Source organism: Candidatus Eremiobacteraceae bacterium (assembly GCA_035295225.1).
Taxonomy (GTDB): Bacteria; Vulcanimicrobiota; Vulcanimicrobiia; order Eremiobacterales; family Eremiobacteraceae; genus JABCYQ01.
Map to the genome: position 1 here is coordinate 26,171 of DATGJI010000052.1, position 15,612 is coordinate 41,782.

15 protein-coding genes are annotated in these 15,612 nt (G+C 62.0%); 8 read left to right on the forward strand and 7 right to left on the reverse strand.

Annotation, left to right across the window (positions count from 1 at the left end):
• Positions 1 to 88 precede the first annotated feature (88 nt).
• On the forward strand, positions 89 to 805 hold the full coding sequence (locus VKT51_08515; protein ID HLJ84196.1) for a pirin family protein: 717 nt from the start codon (positions 89 to 91) through the stop codon (positions 803 to 805).
• Here the strand turns inward: VKT51_08515 and VKT51_08520 are convergent.
• Complete coding sequence (locus VKT51_08520) at positions 802 to 1,404, reverse strand: TMEM175 family protein (protein ID HLJ84197.1); 603 nt, start codon at positions 1,402 to 1,404, stop codon at positions 802 to 804. The two genes, VKT51_08515 and VKT51_08520, sit on opposite strands and share 4 nt — an antisense overlap.
• A gap of 133 nt (positions 1,405 to 1,537) precedes the next feature.
• Between VKT51_08520 and VKT51_08525 the strand changes: the two genes are divergently transcribed.
• Complete coding sequence (locus tag VKT51_08525; GenBank protein ID HLJ84198.1) at positions 1,538 to 1,909, forward strand: VOC family protein; 372 nt, start codon at positions 1,538 to 1,540, stop codon at positions 1,907 to 1,909.
• A gap of 73 nt (positions 1,910 to 1,982) precedes the next feature.
• On the opposite strand, the gene VKT51_08530 is transcribed toward VKT51_08525, so the two are convergent.
• Both VKT51_08530 and VKT51_08535 read right to left on the reverse strand, forming a co-directional pair.
• Complete coding sequence (locus VKT51_08530; GenBank protein ID HLJ84199.1) at positions 1,983 to 2,549, reverse strand: dihydrofolate reductase family protein; 567 nt, start codon at positions 2,547 to 2,549, stop codon at positions 1,983 to 1,985.
• A 4-nt stretch (positions 2,550 to 2,553) separates the two neighbouring features.
• Complete coding sequence (locus VKT51_08535; protein ID HLJ84200.1) at positions 2,554 to 4,392, reverse strand: ABC transporter ATP-binding protein; 1,839 nt, start codon at positions 4,390 to 4,392, stop codon at positions 2,554 to 2,556.
• 115 nt (positions 4,393 to 4,507) lie between these two features.
• Here VKT51_08535 and VKT51_08540 point away from each other — a divergent pair, with 115 nt between their 5' ends.
• From VKT51_08540 to VKT51_08550, 3 genes are read left to right on the forward strand one after another with little or no spacing between them, the layout of a single operon-like run.
• Entirely contained in the window at positions 4,508 to 5,422 is a 915-nt protein-coding gene (locus VKT51_08540) for a trypsin-like peptidase domain-containing protein (protein HLJ84201.1), read from the forward strand.
• Positions 5,409 to 6,290, forward strand: a complete 882-nt coding sequence (locus VKT51_08545; GenBank protein HLJ84202.1) for a trypsin-like peptidase domain-containing protein — start codon at positions 5,409 to 5,411, stop codon at positions 6,288 to 6,290. Before VKT51_08540 ends, VKT51_08545 begins: the two co-directional genes overlap by 14 nt.
• Positions 6,287 to 6,895 (forward strand): response regulator transcription factor, encoded by a 609-nt coding sequence (locus VKT51_08550; protein ID HLJ84203.1) that lies wholly within the window; start codon positions 6,287 to 6,289, stop codon positions 6,893 to 6,895. The genes VKT51_08545 and VKT51_08550 overlap by 4 nt, the downstream gene beginning before the upstream one ends.
• Positions 6,896 to 6,959: 64 nt before the next feature.
• On the opposite strand, the gene VKT51_08555 is transcribed toward VKT51_08550, so the two are convergent.
• The gene (locus VKT51_08555; GenBank protein ID HLJ84204.1) at positions 6,960 to 7,634 is read right to left on the reverse strand and encodes a hypothetical protein; all 675 of its coding nucleotides are present in this window, start codon (positions 7,632 to 7,634) and stop codon (positions 6,960 to 6,962) included.
• A gap of 366 nt (positions 7,635 to 8,000) precedes the next feature.
• On the opposite strand from VKT51_08555, the gene VKT51_08560 reads away from it, so the two are divergent.
• The gene (locus tag VKT51_08560) at positions 8,001 to 8,231 is read left to right on the forward strand and encodes a hypothetical protein (GenBank protein ID HLJ84205.1); all 231 of its coding nucleotides are present in this window, start codon (positions 8,001 to 8,003) and stop codon (positions 8,229 to 8,231) included.
• Positions 8,232 to 8,454: 223 nt separating this feature from the next.
• Positions 8,455 to 11,610, forward strand: coding sequence for a TonB-dependent receptor (locus tag VKT51_08565; GenBank protein ID HLJ84206.1), 3,156 nt, complete (start codon positions 8,455 to 8,457; stop codon positions 11,608 to 11,610).
• Positions 11,611 to 11,768: 158 nt separating this feature from the next.
• Here VKT51_08565 and VKT51_08570 read toward each other — a convergent pair whose 3' ends face one another.
• Both VKT51_08570 and VKT51_08575 read right to left on the reverse strand, forming a co-directional pair.
• The gene (locus VKT51_08570; protein ID HLJ84207.1) at positions 11,769 to 13,778 is read right to left on the reverse strand and encodes a S9 family peptidase; all 2,010 of its coding nucleotides are present in this window, start codon (positions 13,776 to 13,778) and stop codon (positions 11,769 to 11,771) included.
• Positions 13,775 to 14,482 carry a TMEM175 family protein gene (locus tag VKT51_08575; protein ID HLJ84208.1) on the reverse strand — a complete coding sequence of 236 codons (708 nt, stop codon included), beginning with the start codon at positions 14,480 to 14,482 and terminating at the stop codon, positions 13,775 to 13,777. Before VKT51_08575 ends, VKT51_08570 begins: the two co-directional genes overlap by 4 nt.
• A 189-nt stretch (positions 14,483 to 14,671) precedes the next feature.
• On the opposite strand from VKT51_08575, the gene VKT51_08580 reads away from it, so the two are divergent.
• On the forward strand, positions 14,672 to 14,998 hold the full coding sequence (locus VKT51_08580; GenBank protein ID HLJ84209.1) for a zinc-ribbon domain containing protein: 327 nt from the start codon (positions 14,672 to 14,674) through the stop codon (positions 14,996 to 14,998).
• Between the two features lie 35 nt (positions 14,999 to 15,033).
• Here the strand turns inward: VKT51_08580 and VKT51_08585 are convergent, their stop codons facing one another.
• The gene (locus tag VKT51_08585; protein ID HLJ84210.1) at positions 15,034 to 15,612 is read right to left on the reverse strand and encodes a DNA-3-methyladenine glycosylase I; all 579 of its coding nucleotides are present in this window, start codon (positions 15,610 to 15,612) and stop codon (positions 15,034 to 15,036) included.

The window sequence follows — 15,612 nt, forward strand, 5'->3', positions numbered from 1 at the left end:
TAGCGGTACATTACCTACTTTTTATTAGCAACATACTTGACAGAAGCAAAGCAGGCAAGGCATAATCGGGGCTCGGGGGGACCTATATTTGCGCGCGCCGACAAAGACATTCGACATTCAGCGTTCCAGCGACCGCTACTTCGCCGATCATGGCTGGTTGCGGACGTACCACTCCTTCAGCTTCGCCGACTATCACGATCCGGCGAACGTCAATTGGGGAGCGTTGCGGGTCTTCAACGATGACCACGTCGCGGCGGGCGAGGGTTTTCCCACCCACCCGCACCGCGACATGGAGATCGTCACGTACGTGCTGGACGGAAATCTCGAGCACAAGGACAGCATGGGCAACCATGGCGTCGTCGGACCAGGCGGCGTTCAGTATATGAGCGCCGGTACCGGCGTGCGGCATTCGGAATTCAATCACTCGAGCGCGTCGGAGCTGCATTTCGTACAGATGTGGGTCGTGCCGGACCGCGCCGGACGGGTGCCCGCGTATGGGCAGCGCGATTTCACGCTCGCAGATCGATTCGACCGCTGGCTCGATATCGCCGGCGGAGCATCTCTGCCGGATGCCGCGATTCGGTTGGGGCAAGACGCCGCGCTTCGCGTCGCGCACATCGAGAAAGCGACTTTGGAGCATCGGTTCGCAGCAGGCCGGCTCGGATTCTTGTTCGTCGCCGGCGGCGCGATCGATGCGAACGGCGCTCGGCTCATGCAAGGCGACGCGGTCAGAATCGGCGCCGTGGATCGTCTCACCTTGGGCGGGTCTGGCGAAATCGTGCTCTGGGATCTGCCGGCGCTCTAGGCAGACTTTCGCCGTTCCGACCATCGCGTGAGCGTGATGAGTGGTAGGGCGGCAAGCCAGCAATACTCCACCGCCTCGGCTCCATACGGGAGCGCCCAGAGCGACGCCAGCATGACCACGCACACGATGCCGCATCGGCGCGCGCGCCCCAATCCTTCGCGCCGGATGTCTGCGGGTTGGACGATGCGGTTGTCTCTAAGGCCCTTTGCGAAGAGCACGCTCATCAGGCCAAACACGAGGCCTAGACATCCCGCATATGTCACGACCGATTGCGCCTCGTCGGCGAACTTGAAGAATATCTGCAGCGCCACGCCGAGCATGACGACTGACGCGAGGAGCATGAAGTTCAGCACGATCGAAAGCGCGTCGGCATAGAAGAAATATGCGAACAGCCGATTATGCATCCACCAGACGGAGCGTACGATCGCGAAACTTGCGAGGAACGCGATGTAGGGAGCAGGATGCGAGACCACATCTTGGACGGACTTCGGCAATTGCAGATAAAACGCAAGACCGGACAGCGTCAATGCGATCACGATGTCGCTGAATGCTTCGAGGCGGTGAAGTATGTGTTCCTGATCGCCCCGAGACGATTGCATAGCCACGAGGGCGGCGTTCGGCCAGTCGGATGGGCGGCCCTCGCCGACGCAAGACGCCGCGACGGGATGTCGTAGCCGGTTGACGAAATCGCGTCGTCCTCAGCTACGCGTTACCGATTTGAAGGAGTGACCGATGGCGCAGACCGCGACGAAGATCAAAGGCATCGATGCCACCTATTACCTCGCGAAAGATGTGCCTCGCGCCAAGAAGTTCTACACGGAACTTCTCGGATTCGAGCCGACCATGACGTTTGGCGAAGCGGGCGCCGAGTGGACTTTCCCCGGCGGCGAATCATTCGGATTGTACAAGCCGTCCGATTCGCCGTGGCACGAAGGAAGCGGCGTGCTGTTCGCAACGGATGACATCAAGGCGACGATCGCCATGTGCAAGGCCCACGGCGTCGAACTCGAGGACGACGGTCAGCTTGAAGATACGCCAGTCTGCTTCATGGCGTTTGGCAAGGACACTGAGGGCAACAGATTCATCCTCCACCAACGCAAATGACCAACGCAAATGATGGGCCGACTGGCGTCGGCCCCTTCATTTGGTAAATGACGAGCGGGTCGTGTCGGCTTCTTCATTTGATCCGCGGAACGTAGCGGAGCTGCACGACCCCGCTTGCAAACGTCTGGATACCAGCCAGCGTCAGCTCGAGCGGCGTCTTGAGGCCGGGAAGAAACGGCTTGCCGCCGCCGATGGCGACCGGACTGACGTAAGCATGGATCTCATCGACGAGGCCCGCCTCGATAAACGTTGAGGCAAGGTCGGGGCCTCCGACATACATGTCCGTCCCCTCGCCGGATTTCAGCTTTTTCACTTCCTCTACGGCGTTATCGCGAACAAGTCGGGCGCCGTGTTCGACCTTTTGCAGCGACCGCGAGAAGACGATATGCTCGGCGGCGTTCCAGAACCGCGCGAACTCAAGCGTCTCTCGTGTGCATTCAGGGTCGGACGCCGCCGTGGGCCAGTACTCCGCCATGACTTCCCATAAGCGTCGCCCGTAGAGGTGAGTTCTCATCGTAGCGAACAGCGCATTGTAGTGCTTGTGTATTTCGACGTCAGGCGTCGACCACTTGAACTCGCCATCGCGGTCCTCGACGAACAGATCGAGCGACGTGTTCATGGAATAGATCAGTTTGCGCATTTCGTCACTCCCTGAATTGGGCGGCATAGAGCGCCGCGTAGGCGGCGCCGCGCGCGATAAGCTCGCCGTGAGTTCCCGCTTCAACGACGCGACCGCGATCGATGACGTAGATGACGTCGGCGCGCAGTACGGTCGAAAGCCTGTGCGCGACGACGAGGCTCGTCCTTCCCCGCATCAACGGCACGAGCGCATCTTGGATCAGTGATTCCGAAGTCGAGTCTAACGAACTTGTCGCTTCGTCAAGGATCAAGATGCGCGGATCCTTGAGCAACACGCGCGCGATCGCCAACCGCTGGCGCTCGCCGCCTGAGAGCTTATGGCCGCGCTCTCCGACGACGGTTTCGTACGTGTCCGGTAGGGTCGAGATGAACGCATCGATATTCGCGGCGCGGCACGCGGCCTGGAGCTCTTCAAGGCTCGCATCCGGCTTGCCATAGCGCAGATTCTCTGCGATCGTCGCATGGAAGAGAAACGTCTCTTGCGTCACGATCCCGATATTGCGGCGCAGGCTCTCCAATTCCAAATCTCGCACGTCGTGGCCGTCCACGCGCACGCTGCCCTCTTGGGGATCGTAAAAGCGCGGCACCAGATTGGCTATCGTCGTCTTGCCCGCGCCGCTCGGGCCGACGAGCGCGACGAGCTGACCCGGCCGGACGTGCAGTGTCACGCCATCGAGCACGACGCGATCGGGCGCGTAGCTGAATCGCACGCTCTCGAAATCGATCGTGCCCTTCGACAGTCCGAGATCGATCGCGCTTGGGGAGCGCGGAACCTCCGGCGGCATGTCGAGATAGGCGAAGATCCGCTCGAAGACGGCAAACGCGCTCACCACCTGCACCTGCACGCCCACAAGCGCCGACGCCGGTCCGTACAAGCGCGCGAGATACTGCACGAACGCGACGATCACGCCGATCGTCATCACGCCCCGGACTGCGAGAAGGCCGCCGCCCAGCCAGATCATCGCGGGGCCGATGACGAGCAATGCCATGACGATCGCGAGAAACCAGCGGCCGACCATCGCAAGATTGATCTCGAGCTTCATCAGCTGCGTGCCCGCGTCGTGGAAGCGCACGGCCTCGCGATTCTCGCGCACGAACGATTTGATCAACGTGATGCCGGAAAGCGAAAGCGTCTCTTGGATCAGGCTCTCGATGACGTCGCGCTGCTCGCGGGTCTGCTTGCGCACGGCGTACATGCGCGAGCCGACGGGATCGAGCGGCACGACCATCACCGGGATGACGACCAGCGAGAGCAGCGCGAGACGCCAATCCAAGATGAAGATGGCGACGATGGTCGTGAGGATCCAGACCACGTTCTGCACGATGGAGGCGAGTGTGCCGGTCACGACGTTATCGATCGCATCGACGTCGCTTGAGACGCGATTCATGATCTCGCCGGTCTTGGTAGACGTGAAGAACGACAGCGGCATGCGATGCAGATGGCTCACGAGCGCGTCGCGCATGTCGCGCATGATCCCCTCGCCGACGATGGCGTTGAGATAGCCTTGCCCGGCTCCGATCGCAGCTGAGGCGAGAGCGCTGCCCACCATACCGCCGACGTCGAACAGAAGCTCCGTCATATTGTGATGCGGAATCGCGCTATCGATGATGCGCAACGTGAACAGCGGCGGCAGCAGTCCGAGCGCTCCCGACGCGAGGATGCACACGAGCGCCAGCGTCTCCTCGCGGACGTACGGGGCGAAGTAGCGCGCGACGCGACGCAAGTCGACGCGCGGACGCGTTTTCTTGTCCTTTGGATCGTACGATCGCGAGTGCATGATCGCGAATGGACTGGAGCCGAGCATGCCGACGCGCTTCGATTCGCCCGCACCGCCAACCCGCACATCACCTGCGGCTGAAGCCTAGCCTTTTTACCGGCTGCGCGACAGGCGCGGCGGTGTCATACTGTTACGTACTGGGGCAAGCATCGCGTGCCCACGCTAAATGGAGCCACCAACTTTGAGCGCACTTGTATCACTTTCCGACGACGTCGCTGCGGCCGTTGCCAAGGCGTCCGACGCTGTTGTCGCCGTCGATGCGCGACGGCGCGCTACCTCAAGCGGAGTCCACTGGCGCGAAGGCATCGTCGTGACCGCAGATCATACCGTGAAGCGCGATGCGGATATCGAACTCACCTTACCTGACGGACGTTCCGTGACCGCAGAACTCGTCGGTCGCGACCCGGGTGTGGATCTCACGGTTCTGCGATTTGACGGTTCCGGATTGCGCACTGCTGATTTTGCGCCGCCGGAGGATCTTGCGGTCGGGCGGATCGCGGTCGCGATCGCCCGGTCCGACGATGACGGCGTCGCCGCGACGATGGGCGTGATCAGCGCGCTCGGCGGTCCCTGGCGGACATGGCAGGGAGGCCGGGTCGAGCGTCTCATCAGACCTGACCTTACATTGTATAGCGGGTTCTCCGGCGGACCGCTGGTGGATGCGGTGGGGCGCGTCATCGGCATCAACACGAGCGGGCTCTCACGCCAAACGGCTCTGACGCTGCCGGCCGCAACGGTCGATCGCACCGTGCAAGCCTTGCTCACTCGCGGCGGCACGGCCCGCGGCTACCTCGGGGTCGGGATGCAGCAAGTCCGGATTCCGGACGACGTTCGTGAGGCATTGAAGATCGAGAACGAAGAGGCGGTCATCATCTTGTCGGTCGAGCCGGGCGGACCGGCCTCGCAGGCGGGGCTGCTCCTCGGCGACGTCTTGATCGCGCTCGACGGCAGTTCGGTCGCGGACGTCCGCGACGTCCTCGCCTACCTGAGCGACAACGCGGCGGGCCGCAAGGCAAGGGCGTCGATCATCCGCGCCGGTCGCGTGGTCGAAGTCGACATCGTGATCGGCGAACGCCCAGCTTATGAATCCGACTGACATGGCATTTGATCTCGAGGTGGGCACCGAGCTCGCAAGGATGACCGCTCGCTCGACCGTTGAGCTCTCGGTGAACAATCGCGGCGGCGGATGCGGTATCATTTGGGACCGCCAGACCATCGTGACCAACGCGCACGTGCTTGGTTCGGCTCGCAAAGCTCAGGTCAAGCTCCATGACGGCTCGACCGTTCGCGGCGAGGTCATGTTCCGAGACGAACAAAGGGATCTTGCCGAAGTGCGCTTTGACGCGCCTTCAGCCGATGTGCGTGGGGCGGCCATAGGAAGAGCGGCCGATCTGCGCGTGGGAGACATCGTGGCGGCGTTCGGCGCGCCGTTGGGCATCGCCGGCGCGCTGACCCTTGGCATCGTCCATCGGAAGCCGGCGGATGCGGACGGCCGAATCCATCGTTGGATCGAAGCGGATGTCAGGCTCGCACCGGGTAATTCCGGCGGTCCACTCATGGATGCACGAGGGCGAGTCGTCGGCGTGAACAGCATGATCGCGTATGGCCTGGCACTCGCGGTGCCGAGCGAAAGCGTCACGCGATTTCTTCGGCTGCGCGGTGACAGGTCTTGGTTAGGCATCACGGCCGAGCCAGTACGGTTGGATGGGACGAAGGGCGCGTTCGGGCTGCTCATCGCCGAGGTCGCGCCCGGGGGGCCCGCGGCGCGCGCGGGCATCGTAGCCGGCGACGTGTTAGTCAGCGTTGAGGGCAGACCGTTCGATCGGCCGGGCGTGCTCGAGAACGAACTCGGCGATCGCGATCCCGGAACAACGCTGCGCGTCGCCGTCGTGCGGGGCGGTGCGCCGCGCGAGATCGTTGTGACGATCGGCTCGTCGAACGGGCGCGCCGACCGCGCTGCATGATCCGCGTCGTCATCGCGAGCGATGCTCCGGAGCTGCGAGAATCGATCGCATCGACTATCGATCGAGAGCCGGATTTCGAACTAACTGGAACTTCCACCGTCGCGAATGCCGCGGACGCAAAGGCGGCTGATGTCCTCGTCGTGCATCTTGGTCAGGCGGGCGATGCGCGGAGCATTGCAGCGCTTCCGAGCGCCGTGCTCGTCCTCACCGACGCATCGGGTGACGCGGCCGCAGCGCTGCTGCGTTGGGGTGCGCGCGGCGTCCTTCCGATCGAGACCGCCGACGAGTCGCTCATCGCGGCTGTCCGAGCCGCTGCTGCTGGCCTTGTGGTGGTCGCGCCGCAGACGGTCCTCGCTCTTGGATCCGTCGCTCCCGAAGCGCGCTGGACGGGCGACGTTCACGACGACTCTCGATTGACGCCGCGCGAGCGCGACGTCTTGCGGCTGCTCGCCGCCGGAACGGGGAATAAATCGATCGCCCGCAAGTTGAGCATCTCCGAGCACACCGTGAAGTTCCACGTCGCTTCGATTCTATCAAAGCTCGACGTCGGCTCGCGAACCGAGGCGGTCACCGAAGGCGTCCGCCGCGGTTTGGTGATGCTGTGATGAAGGGGCCGACTATGCTGAAGGGGCCGACTATGCTGAAGGGGCCGACGCCAGTCGGCCCAGCTTACGTCCGCCTTTCGTAATACTCGCAGGAGCGCTTGATAACGCAAAGCTCGCATAGCGGCGCATTCCGTTTGCAGATCTCTCGTCCGTGCCGAGCCAAGACGTCGTTCGCCTCGATGAGCAGATCAAAATCGCGCTCGCTGAAATCTCCGGCCGCCGCCTGGACAGCGCGATACGTCTGCGCATAACTCTTCTTCTCTTGCGCGACACCCAGTCGCGTGAGCACGCGCAAGCCGTTCGAATCGAGCGCGAGCACCGGCTGCGTCCGGCTCAAGAGCAATATCTTGTCGACGCCGGGTTCGCCGATCGCCGGAAATTTCTTCAGAAGCCGGCGACGGCGCTTCGGCTCCTCTCGCAAGACCGTCGCCGCGTCGCCGCCGAATTCTTCCAGTACAAGGCGAGCGGCTTCGCGCATGCGAGCCGCGCGAAGTTCCGGATAGACTCCGCCGGTTGCAGCAGCGGCGACCAGCGCAGCCTCCGATGCTTCCGATATCTGACGCGGCGTCAGACCGATGCTGCGGCGCAGGGCGTCAAAGGCAGCGCGGCGGCGATCGTCGGTCACAAGATACGCGATATTCTCGTAGAGAACGAGAGCGAATGGATCGCGAGGCGGTTGACTGCGAGCCGCACCATAGGCGGCGGAGAGTCGAGCGACGATTCGTCGCAGATCGATCATCGCGTGCAAAGTTCAGTCCTTCGAGCATTGACACCCGCAGTGCGCGCATGGTACTATTTTGTGAACCTTCTTGACAAGCGGAGGACACTTTACGATATGCAGATGACCACGACGCGGAATTGCACCAGCGGAAACCACGGCCTCGCCGTGATTCCGACTGTTGCGGCGCGCCGGCTTGTCAGCAATGGCGCGGCAGCGCCTCGCGGGGAGCGTCGACTCTATCGAGCGTGATCGAACGAGCCTAAGGGCTCGAGATCATCGTGAGAGTCGAGGCCTCCGCAAAGCGGAGGTCTCTTCATTTATACCGCTGCGTTCGCACACGCGCGACGCAGCCTCTAGTTTGCTATGGAAAGGAGGAGAGATCACATGCACACCTACACGTGGTCGGCCGCGCGCCAACGTCGAGACGCGTTCTTGGCTGAAGCTGATTCGCGCCGGCTTGCGCGGCTTGCGGGTCGTCGTGGTTATCCCGCTCGTCGCCGCATCGCCGGATGGCTCGTGGAGCTTGGCTACTTCGTCGTCGACGCCGGAATGCGACTCGATCGCGGTCGTCACGCGAAGACGAAGTCGGGCGCACGCCTTCATCCGGTGCAATGATCGCTACGTCGGAGAAAACATGATGATGTTCGAAGCACGATACATGAGAAGGGACGCGGCCGAATAAAAACGCGCTCCTTTTTCATTATGAGCTCGTTAATTCGGCAAGAATAAGATGAATGCCGAACGCGCAAGACTTTTCGCGCATGCAAAAGAACCCGTCGCCTTATCATTATTGCAGACGTCTGCGTCGACACTCGGGCGTTTCTTGCGGAAGGCTATCATGATGAGAACCTCACGGCTCGCCACTTTTTTTGTTTTGGCCGTCGCGGCGCTTTTCGTGAGCGTCATGTGGAACTCGCCGTCATCGGCCGGCACGACCGGCGGCATTCAGGGCTATGTCACTGACGTCTCGGGGCACGCCCTTGCCGGCGTTGCGGTCTCCGCCGCGGCGCCGTCGTACTCCACGCGAACCGTCACGGGCCCGAACGGTTTTTACGCGCTCAACGGCCTCCCGCTTGACACCTATACGGTGTCGTTCTCGAAGACCGGCTTCCAATCGGTGACGATTCCGGGAGCGACGACGACGCAGGATCAGAGTCTTCGCGTCGACGCTCGGATGCTCACCGAAGCAAAGACGTTGGCGCGCGTGACCGTCCGCGGCACGACGTCGCTCATCCAGCCGACGCAGACGGCCGACACGTACGTGATCAACCAGACGACGCTCTCGAACCTGAACGGCACGCCGCAGGATCCCAACGGCTTCCAGGCCTTCAACGCGCTGCCCGGCGTCACCACCGACAATGCCGGCTATCCCACGATCCGCGCCGGCGCCGAGAACGATGTCGGATACGAACTGGACGGCGTCGACAACACCGATGCGGTGACCGGCCAGTTCCTCAACGCCGCGTCGCTGAACGGCGTGCGTAGCGTGCAGCTCTCCACCGGCGGCTACGATGTCTCCGAAGGCAACACGAACTCCGGCGTCATCAACGAAGTCGTCAACCGCGGCGCTTACCCCGGAGCGGGCGAGGCGACGAGCCGGGCCACGTTCTCGACGTTTGGACACGAGCTTTCCATGGACTGGGGCAGCGCATCGCCGGATAATAAGTTCTCATACTATTTTTCGTACGACGGCCAGCGCGACGGCACGGAATATGGCGACAAGCGTACGATTCTGCCCGCGAACCTTGCGCTCCAGGACTATTTCACCCTCAACGACGAGTTGATGAATTTCTTCTATCATTTCGGTAAGGACCAGTCTAACGAAATACAGTTCCTGAGCCAACTCAGCGGATCGACGATAAACTTCGGCTATCTGGTCGACGGGCAAATCGCGCCGTATGGCACGAACAACATGACAGAGGTACTGGGCACTGAGAATATCTCGGACGACAGCGGTAATTTCTTGTCGGTTCCGCTCAGCGACTATTTCGAACTGTATCCGGGTCAGCATCTCGTCCACCAGAATATCGGTGTGGCCGACACGCAGACGTTCAACACGGTGATCGATAAAGTCAACTTCAAGCGTCAGTTCACCTCGTCTTCGTTTGGCGACATCACGCTGCACAGGACAAGTGAGAACCTCGTCTCGCGCTATCCGTACAACTTAGGATCGTTTTCGGACACGTACCAGGATCTCCAGACGACTGGGCTCGGCATAGGCGCCGACTTCACCGATCAGATCAACGCGCACCACGAGATCGCCTTCGGAGCGGACGGCACGTATTTCAAGAATCAAAATTCCGCCATCTTCCCGTGGTTCGATAACCTCGCCGAGCCGCTAGAGGACACCGGCTGCCTTAGCAGCACCAACGCGCCCTTCGGCGCCTTCAGCGCCTTTGGCCCTGGGCCGGGTCCGTCGGGCGGCTGGGGCGGCTGCTACATCGCGCCGCTCAACGCGGCGATCAACGCGACCGGCGCGACGATCAATGGGTCTCCTGCGAACTTGCCGACGAGTGCCGCCCTTGCGCCGCTGCAGCGCTATGTCACCGATAATTCGCAATCCAACGATCCGATCCACCGCTACGACGTCTACGTGAAGGATCGCTGGCAGCCGACCGATCGCTTCACCGTTGTGTTCGGGCTGCGCTTCGACAAACAGATCTACAGCCTGCCCGCAAATGCGGCACAAGCCAACATGACGTACACCGTCTCTCCAGACCCGGCCAATCCGGCGAATCCCATTGTGACCACGATACCCGGTCAGGCAATCGGCGCCGACGTGACGGCTCCGTCCCAAGTAAGCCCACGGCTGGCACTCACGTATCAACTCGGCGAGCGCAATGTTTTGCGCTTCTCTTACGGCAAGAATATCGAATTCGTGCCGCTCGAAGGTGTTGAGAACTCGTACGACGTCCCGACGTCGCTGAAGAACTGCAACATCGCGAACGGCTGCTTCGTCGCGCTGCCGGGTTTCGGCACGACGAACCATATCACCAACTTGTATCAACAGACGCTGCTCGATCTCGCGACGAACAACTTCGAACCGTATACGCCGGTGCGCCCACAGAGAGCCATCAACTACGATGCATCGTGGGAGCATGATTTCGGCGGCGGGAAAGAACTGCGGATCACGCCGTACTACCGCAAAGGCACGGACTACGTCGTCTCGAGCTCGTCGTTTCTGTTCAACAACTCCGTCACGGGTTTGCCGGTCTTCGGCCCGACGCACGAATACAACGCCGGCATCAACGAGAACACCGGCGTTGAATTGGCGTTCGATGTGCACCATCAGCGCGGACTCACCGGTTCGCTTTCGGTCACGTACGACAACACGTTTGCGAACTACGATTCCGACTTCTTCCCGTCGGTGAACAATGCGGCCGTCGCGGCGAATCACTTCTTCCACGTCTCGTACGTCGCGCCGATCACGGCCACTGCGAACTTGGTCTACGACTCCCCGAGCGGACTGCATGTTTCCATGACGGTGCCGTACGAATCTGGCTATCGCTACGGCGTCGGTAAGATGGTCTACATCTATGAGACGCTCGCGAGCGGCAAGACGGTCCCCGTCCAGGTGCTGAACACGGATGTCAACAATCCCAACGGCTCATCCGAGGCGTACTACTATACCGATCCGACCGGCACGACCATCGTCGGGTCGCGCGGCACGCCTGAAGGCAATGACCCGGGGTCGCTCAAGGGACCGGGGCTCGCGACGGTCGACATGACGATCTCGCAGCAATTCGGCAAAGGCGGCAACGAGTACACCGTCGGTCTGCGCGGAGAAAATCTGTTGGGCAACTACACGGGCGTCGTGCCGATCAACAACCCGTTCTACCAGAACTGCGGATTCGGCGTGCCGTGCGCCACGTCGGGCCTCAACACCGCCGCCGCGACCGAACCGTTCCAATACAACTACAGTCCGTTCCCGTACGAGGCGGAGAAGAACGGACCGCCGCGCGTCTACACCGCGTTCATCAGCTGGAAGTATTGACGACCGACTGAACGGGCCGGTTGAAGGGGCCGACGCCAGTCGGCGCAAGCGAACGTTGCGTGGGAGCGGCTGAGGTCGGCCCCTTCGACATGCCGGCGGACCATGAAGGTCCGCCCTACATTCCCCTTCGGCATGCCGGCGGACCATGAAGGTCCGCCCTACATATGATCCGTTAACCACGCCACCCAGCGCCGGTCGATGTCCGCGTTGCGTATCGGATCCGGCGGCAGGTGGCCGTCGACTGGGTACGCCACGAACGAGACCGGAACGTGGTGATCCTTGAGCGCGTGATAGAACTCGTATGATTCCGGTATGGGCACGCGCGGATCGCCCGTGTCGCACATGATGAGCGTGGGCGTGGTGACGTCCGCGGCGTACGTCAACGGTGATACAGCGCGATAGAGCGTGGGATCGCTGTCCGGCGTTGCGCCGAGCTGCAATGCGTCGGCCTTGTGGTCGTCTGCGACGTCGTAGTCGATGACCCAGTCGTCAACCGCGGCGCCCGAGACCGCGGCTTTCCAGATCTTGTAGTGCGTTATCATCCACGACGTCATGTAACCGCCGTACGACCAGCCTGAGACGCCGATCCGTTTTTCGTCGACGATCCCAAGACTTTCCACGGCGGCGATGCCCGCCATGATGTCGCGGCCCGGCCCCGCCCCGGCATCGGGCGAGATGGCGCGCTCGTATGCGTTGCCGAGGTTGTCGCTGCCGCGATAGTTCGGCCGCAGCACAAGAAATCCAGCCGAAGCCAACAGCTGCGCCAGATCGTTGAATGACGCGTTCGACGCCCAGATCGGGCCGCCGTGGATGAAGATCGCGAGCGGATATTTTCGCCCCGGCGTGTAGCCGGGCGGATACGTGAGCGCGCCATCTTCAGCGAAGCCGTCCGCATGCCAATCGATGTTGACGGTCTTCCCAAGATCGAGCGACGCCACAGGATCGTTGAGATTTGTCAACTTGACGGGCGGCGAATTTGGCGTGGCCAAATAATAGAGCTCCGTCGGATCAGTTCCGGTGCTGCCCGTGAATGCGATCGAGCCGCCGTGTCCGACCGTGACCGGTTCCCAATCGCTGTCGTTGATCCAATTGACGTCGCCGAGATCGAGGCGCTGTGCCGCGCCGCCGGCGGCCGGCTGCAGCCAAAGCGCGCTCGCGGTGCCGGCGTTGGCGGCCAGCAGAACGTTTGCGCCGTCCGGCATCCATTTCGCTATGAGGACGTTGCGGTCGAGCGCTGCGGTCAGCGAGCGCGCCGGCCCGCCTGCGGTCGGCGCCGCGAATATCTCGTTGCCTTCATTGTAATCGCCGTTGTGCGGGTACGCGAAGAGCAACTGCGCTCCGTCGGGAGAGAACTCAGGCATCATCTGGTAAACACCGGACGTGAGTTTGTGGATGGCACCCGTGCGTACGTCGACCACCTGGACATCTTGCAGATATTCGTCGTCTTCGACTGCGGTCGGCAGCCGAGCGAACGCGATATACTTGCCGTCGGGGGACCAGCGGATCGCGGACGTCGTCGCGTACGTCGCGTTCATACTTGGCAACCCCATCGGACCCGATGTCAGGCGGCGATGCCACGCGCCGTCCGAACCCGCAAGCCAGATATGATTCGGTGTGGCGGCGGCCGTCGCCAAGAAGTCGTTGTTGTTCACGACAAACCCGTCATCGTATTTGTTCGCACCCGGCGGCGTCTTTGGATCGTCGGCCGTCACGTAGGCGATCGTCTTGCCATCCGGACTCCACGCGATCTGTTGGATGTCATTTGAGGCGTTGGTGACTTGGCGAGCATCTCCGCCGGCTAGGCTGAGCACAAAGACTTGCGCCGTCGGATTGTCTCCGCTCGTCTGCGCGATGAACGCGATGCGTCCGCCGTCGGGAGACCAGCGAGGGAAGTTCACGCCGTCGCGTCCAGACGTGAGCGCGCGACGGGTATGTGAAGCGACGTCCACAAGTTCTAGCGTCGTATCGTATGTGTCGGCGGTGTAATCGGGGCGGATCACGACGACGGCGATCGTATGCCCGTCGGGCGAGATCTGCGGCTCTTGGATGTCCACCAATCGCTTCAGGTCGTCCAGGACAAACGTGCGACCAAGGGCCGCGGACGGCGCGCTGGTTGTCAGCGCCGCGGCAGCGGCGACGAATGCGAGGACACAGACAAGACGATTCATCGTAGGCCCTCTCCGGGAGCGACGCGAGCGGCTTGGGCCGCAGGATTGCCGCGCAGCGCCGCCGGTGAAAGATAGTAGGCCGCCATCGCGGCGTAGAGCGCTATCGTCCAAACGGGCTCGACCAGCGCCACGCCGATGCCGACCACGTAACCGAGCAGCCCGGCGGTGTTCCATAGATTCCGCTTGCGCAAGAAATCGAGCAGCCGCGCCGGTTCCGCCGGCGAAAGCGACGCGAGATAACCCAACACATTGAAGCACAGCGACAGACCGACCATCGTCAACCCGTAATAGACCACGGCAACCGGCGTGATTCCGTAACGACCGAGCACGGAAGTGGGGAACGGCAGAAACGACACGAGCATCAGGAGCGCAAGATTTGCGGTCATCACGCCATGCGAGATCCGTTCGGTATGGTCGAAGAGCGAGTGATGGTTCATCCACATGATGCCGATGGTCGCGAAGCTCGCGGCGTAGACGACGTACTGCGGCCACATCGCGAGCAGGTCGCGCGCGAGACCGGCGTCGGCATCTGGCGCCGGCTGCGGAACCTGAAAGCCCAACACGAGGAGCGTGATGGCTATCGCAAAAACGCCGTCGCTAAAAGCTTCGACGCGCGGCTTGTTAAATGAGATTGATCCGAGGTCCACGGCGCCCCATTCGGGCAGCGATATTTCGAGGCCTTGGACCACCAAGCGGTACGGCACTTGCCTTCCGCTAGGCAATAGTGATATCATTCTTGTGGTTTTGGTCTGTGGTAGGGCGAGCTTCTCCCCCAGACGTCGAAATTGGAAACCTCGGTTCTCCCATAGCGATCGTCAGCACCCCAACCGAAACGAATCACTGACGAGTGCTTCCGTGATTCTCTCACGGAGCGCAATGGGAGTTTTAACCAGGTGTTTACCGACCAACTTATCACTTGCGTGGATTGCGGCCAGCAGTTCACTTTCACCGCCGGCGAGCAAGAGTTCTACGCCCAAAAGGGTTTCCAGAACAAGCCTAGCCGTTGCCCGGATTGCCGCGCAGCGCGCAAGGCGAGCCGCGGTGGATCCTCAGGCGCCAGCGGCGGCCGCTTCGGCGGCGGCGGCGGCGGCGCCCCACGCGAGATGTTCCGAACCACGTGCTCGAGCTGCGGAGGGCCGGCCGAAGTGCCGTTCCAACCCCGCGGCGACAAGCCCGTCTACTGCCGCGACTGCTTCCAGCAGCAGCGGAGCGCGTACTAACCGCGCACCTCATCCAAACGAAGGAAAGCCGGCCGTTATGGCCGGCTTTTCGCTTTATATCGCCAGCAGTGAGGCTGGTGATCGTCGAGCATCCCGATCGCCTGCATGAACGCGCGGACGATCGTCGGACCGACGAAGTTGAAGCCGCGTGAGCGGAGGTCTTTGCTCAATGTGTCGGGTGACGCGCCGGCGTTCGATTTGAGATACCGTGCAAACGAGCCGAACTCGGCTTGTATCGCGAGAAAGGCCTTGGCATTTGCGACGGCGCTCTGCACTTTTTGCCTGTGCCTCACGATCGCCGGGTTTTTCGAAAGCGCATCGATGCGCGCGGCGTTGAAACGCGCGACCTTGGCGGGATCGAAGTTCGCAAACGATGTGCGATAGCCGTCTCGCTTGCGCAGGATGGTATTCCATGACAACCCGGCTTGCGCGCCCTCAAGGACGAGGCATTCGAACAGACGGTGTTCATCTCTGGTCGGCCGGCCCCACTCGCGATCGTGATACGTCAGCTCGGGTTCGTTCGTGGCCCAATCGCAGCGTCGGCGCATTCTCAAGGATTGGGCTTTGGCCGGCCGTAACTTCGGCATCCGTTTATGAGCGATTTTAAGCGTCAT

Excerpts from the sequence above, each read along its gene's own strand:
- VKT51_08520 (HLJ84197.1), bottom strand. The coding sequence starts at position 1,404 with ATGCAATCGTCTCGGGGCGATCAGGAACACATACTTCACCGCCTCGAA.
- VKT51_08525 (HLJ84198.1), top strand. The coding sequence starts at position 1,538 with ATGGCGCAGACCGCGACGAAGATCAAAGGCATCGATGCCACCTATTAC.
- VKT51_08530 (HLJ84199.1), bottom strand. The coding sequence starts at position 2,549 with ATGCGCAAACTGATCTATTCCATGAACACGTCGCTCGATCTGTTCGTC.
- VKT51_08545 (HLJ84202.1), top strand. The coding sequence starts at position 5,409 with ATGAATCCGACTGACATGGCATTTGATCTCGAGGTGGGCACCGAGCTC.
- VKT51_08550 (HLJ84203.1), top strand. The coding sequence starts at position 6,287 with ATGATCCGCGTCGTCATCGCGAGCGATGCTCCGGAGCTGCGAGAATCG.
- VKT51_08555 (HLJ84204.1), bottom strand. The coding sequence starts at position 7,634 with ATGATCGATCTGCGACGAATCGTCGCTCGACTCTCCGCCGCCTATGGT.
- VKT51_08560 (HLJ84205.1), top strand. The coding sequence starts at position 8,001 with ATGCACACCTACACGTGGTCGGCCGCGCGCCAACGTCGAGACGCGTTC.
- VKT51_08565 (HLJ84206.1), top strand. The coding sequence starts at position 8,455 with ATGATGAGAACCTCACGGCTCGCCACTTTTTTTGTTTTGGCCGTCGCG.
- VKT51_08570 (HLJ84207.1), bottom strand. The coding sequence starts at position 13,778 with ATGAATCGTCTTGTCTGTGTCCTCGCATTCGTCGCCGCTGCCGCGGCG.
- VKT51_08585 (HLJ84210.1), bottom strand. The coding sequence starts at position 15,612 with ATGACGCTTAAAATCGCTCATAAACGGATGCCGAAGTTACGGCCGGCC.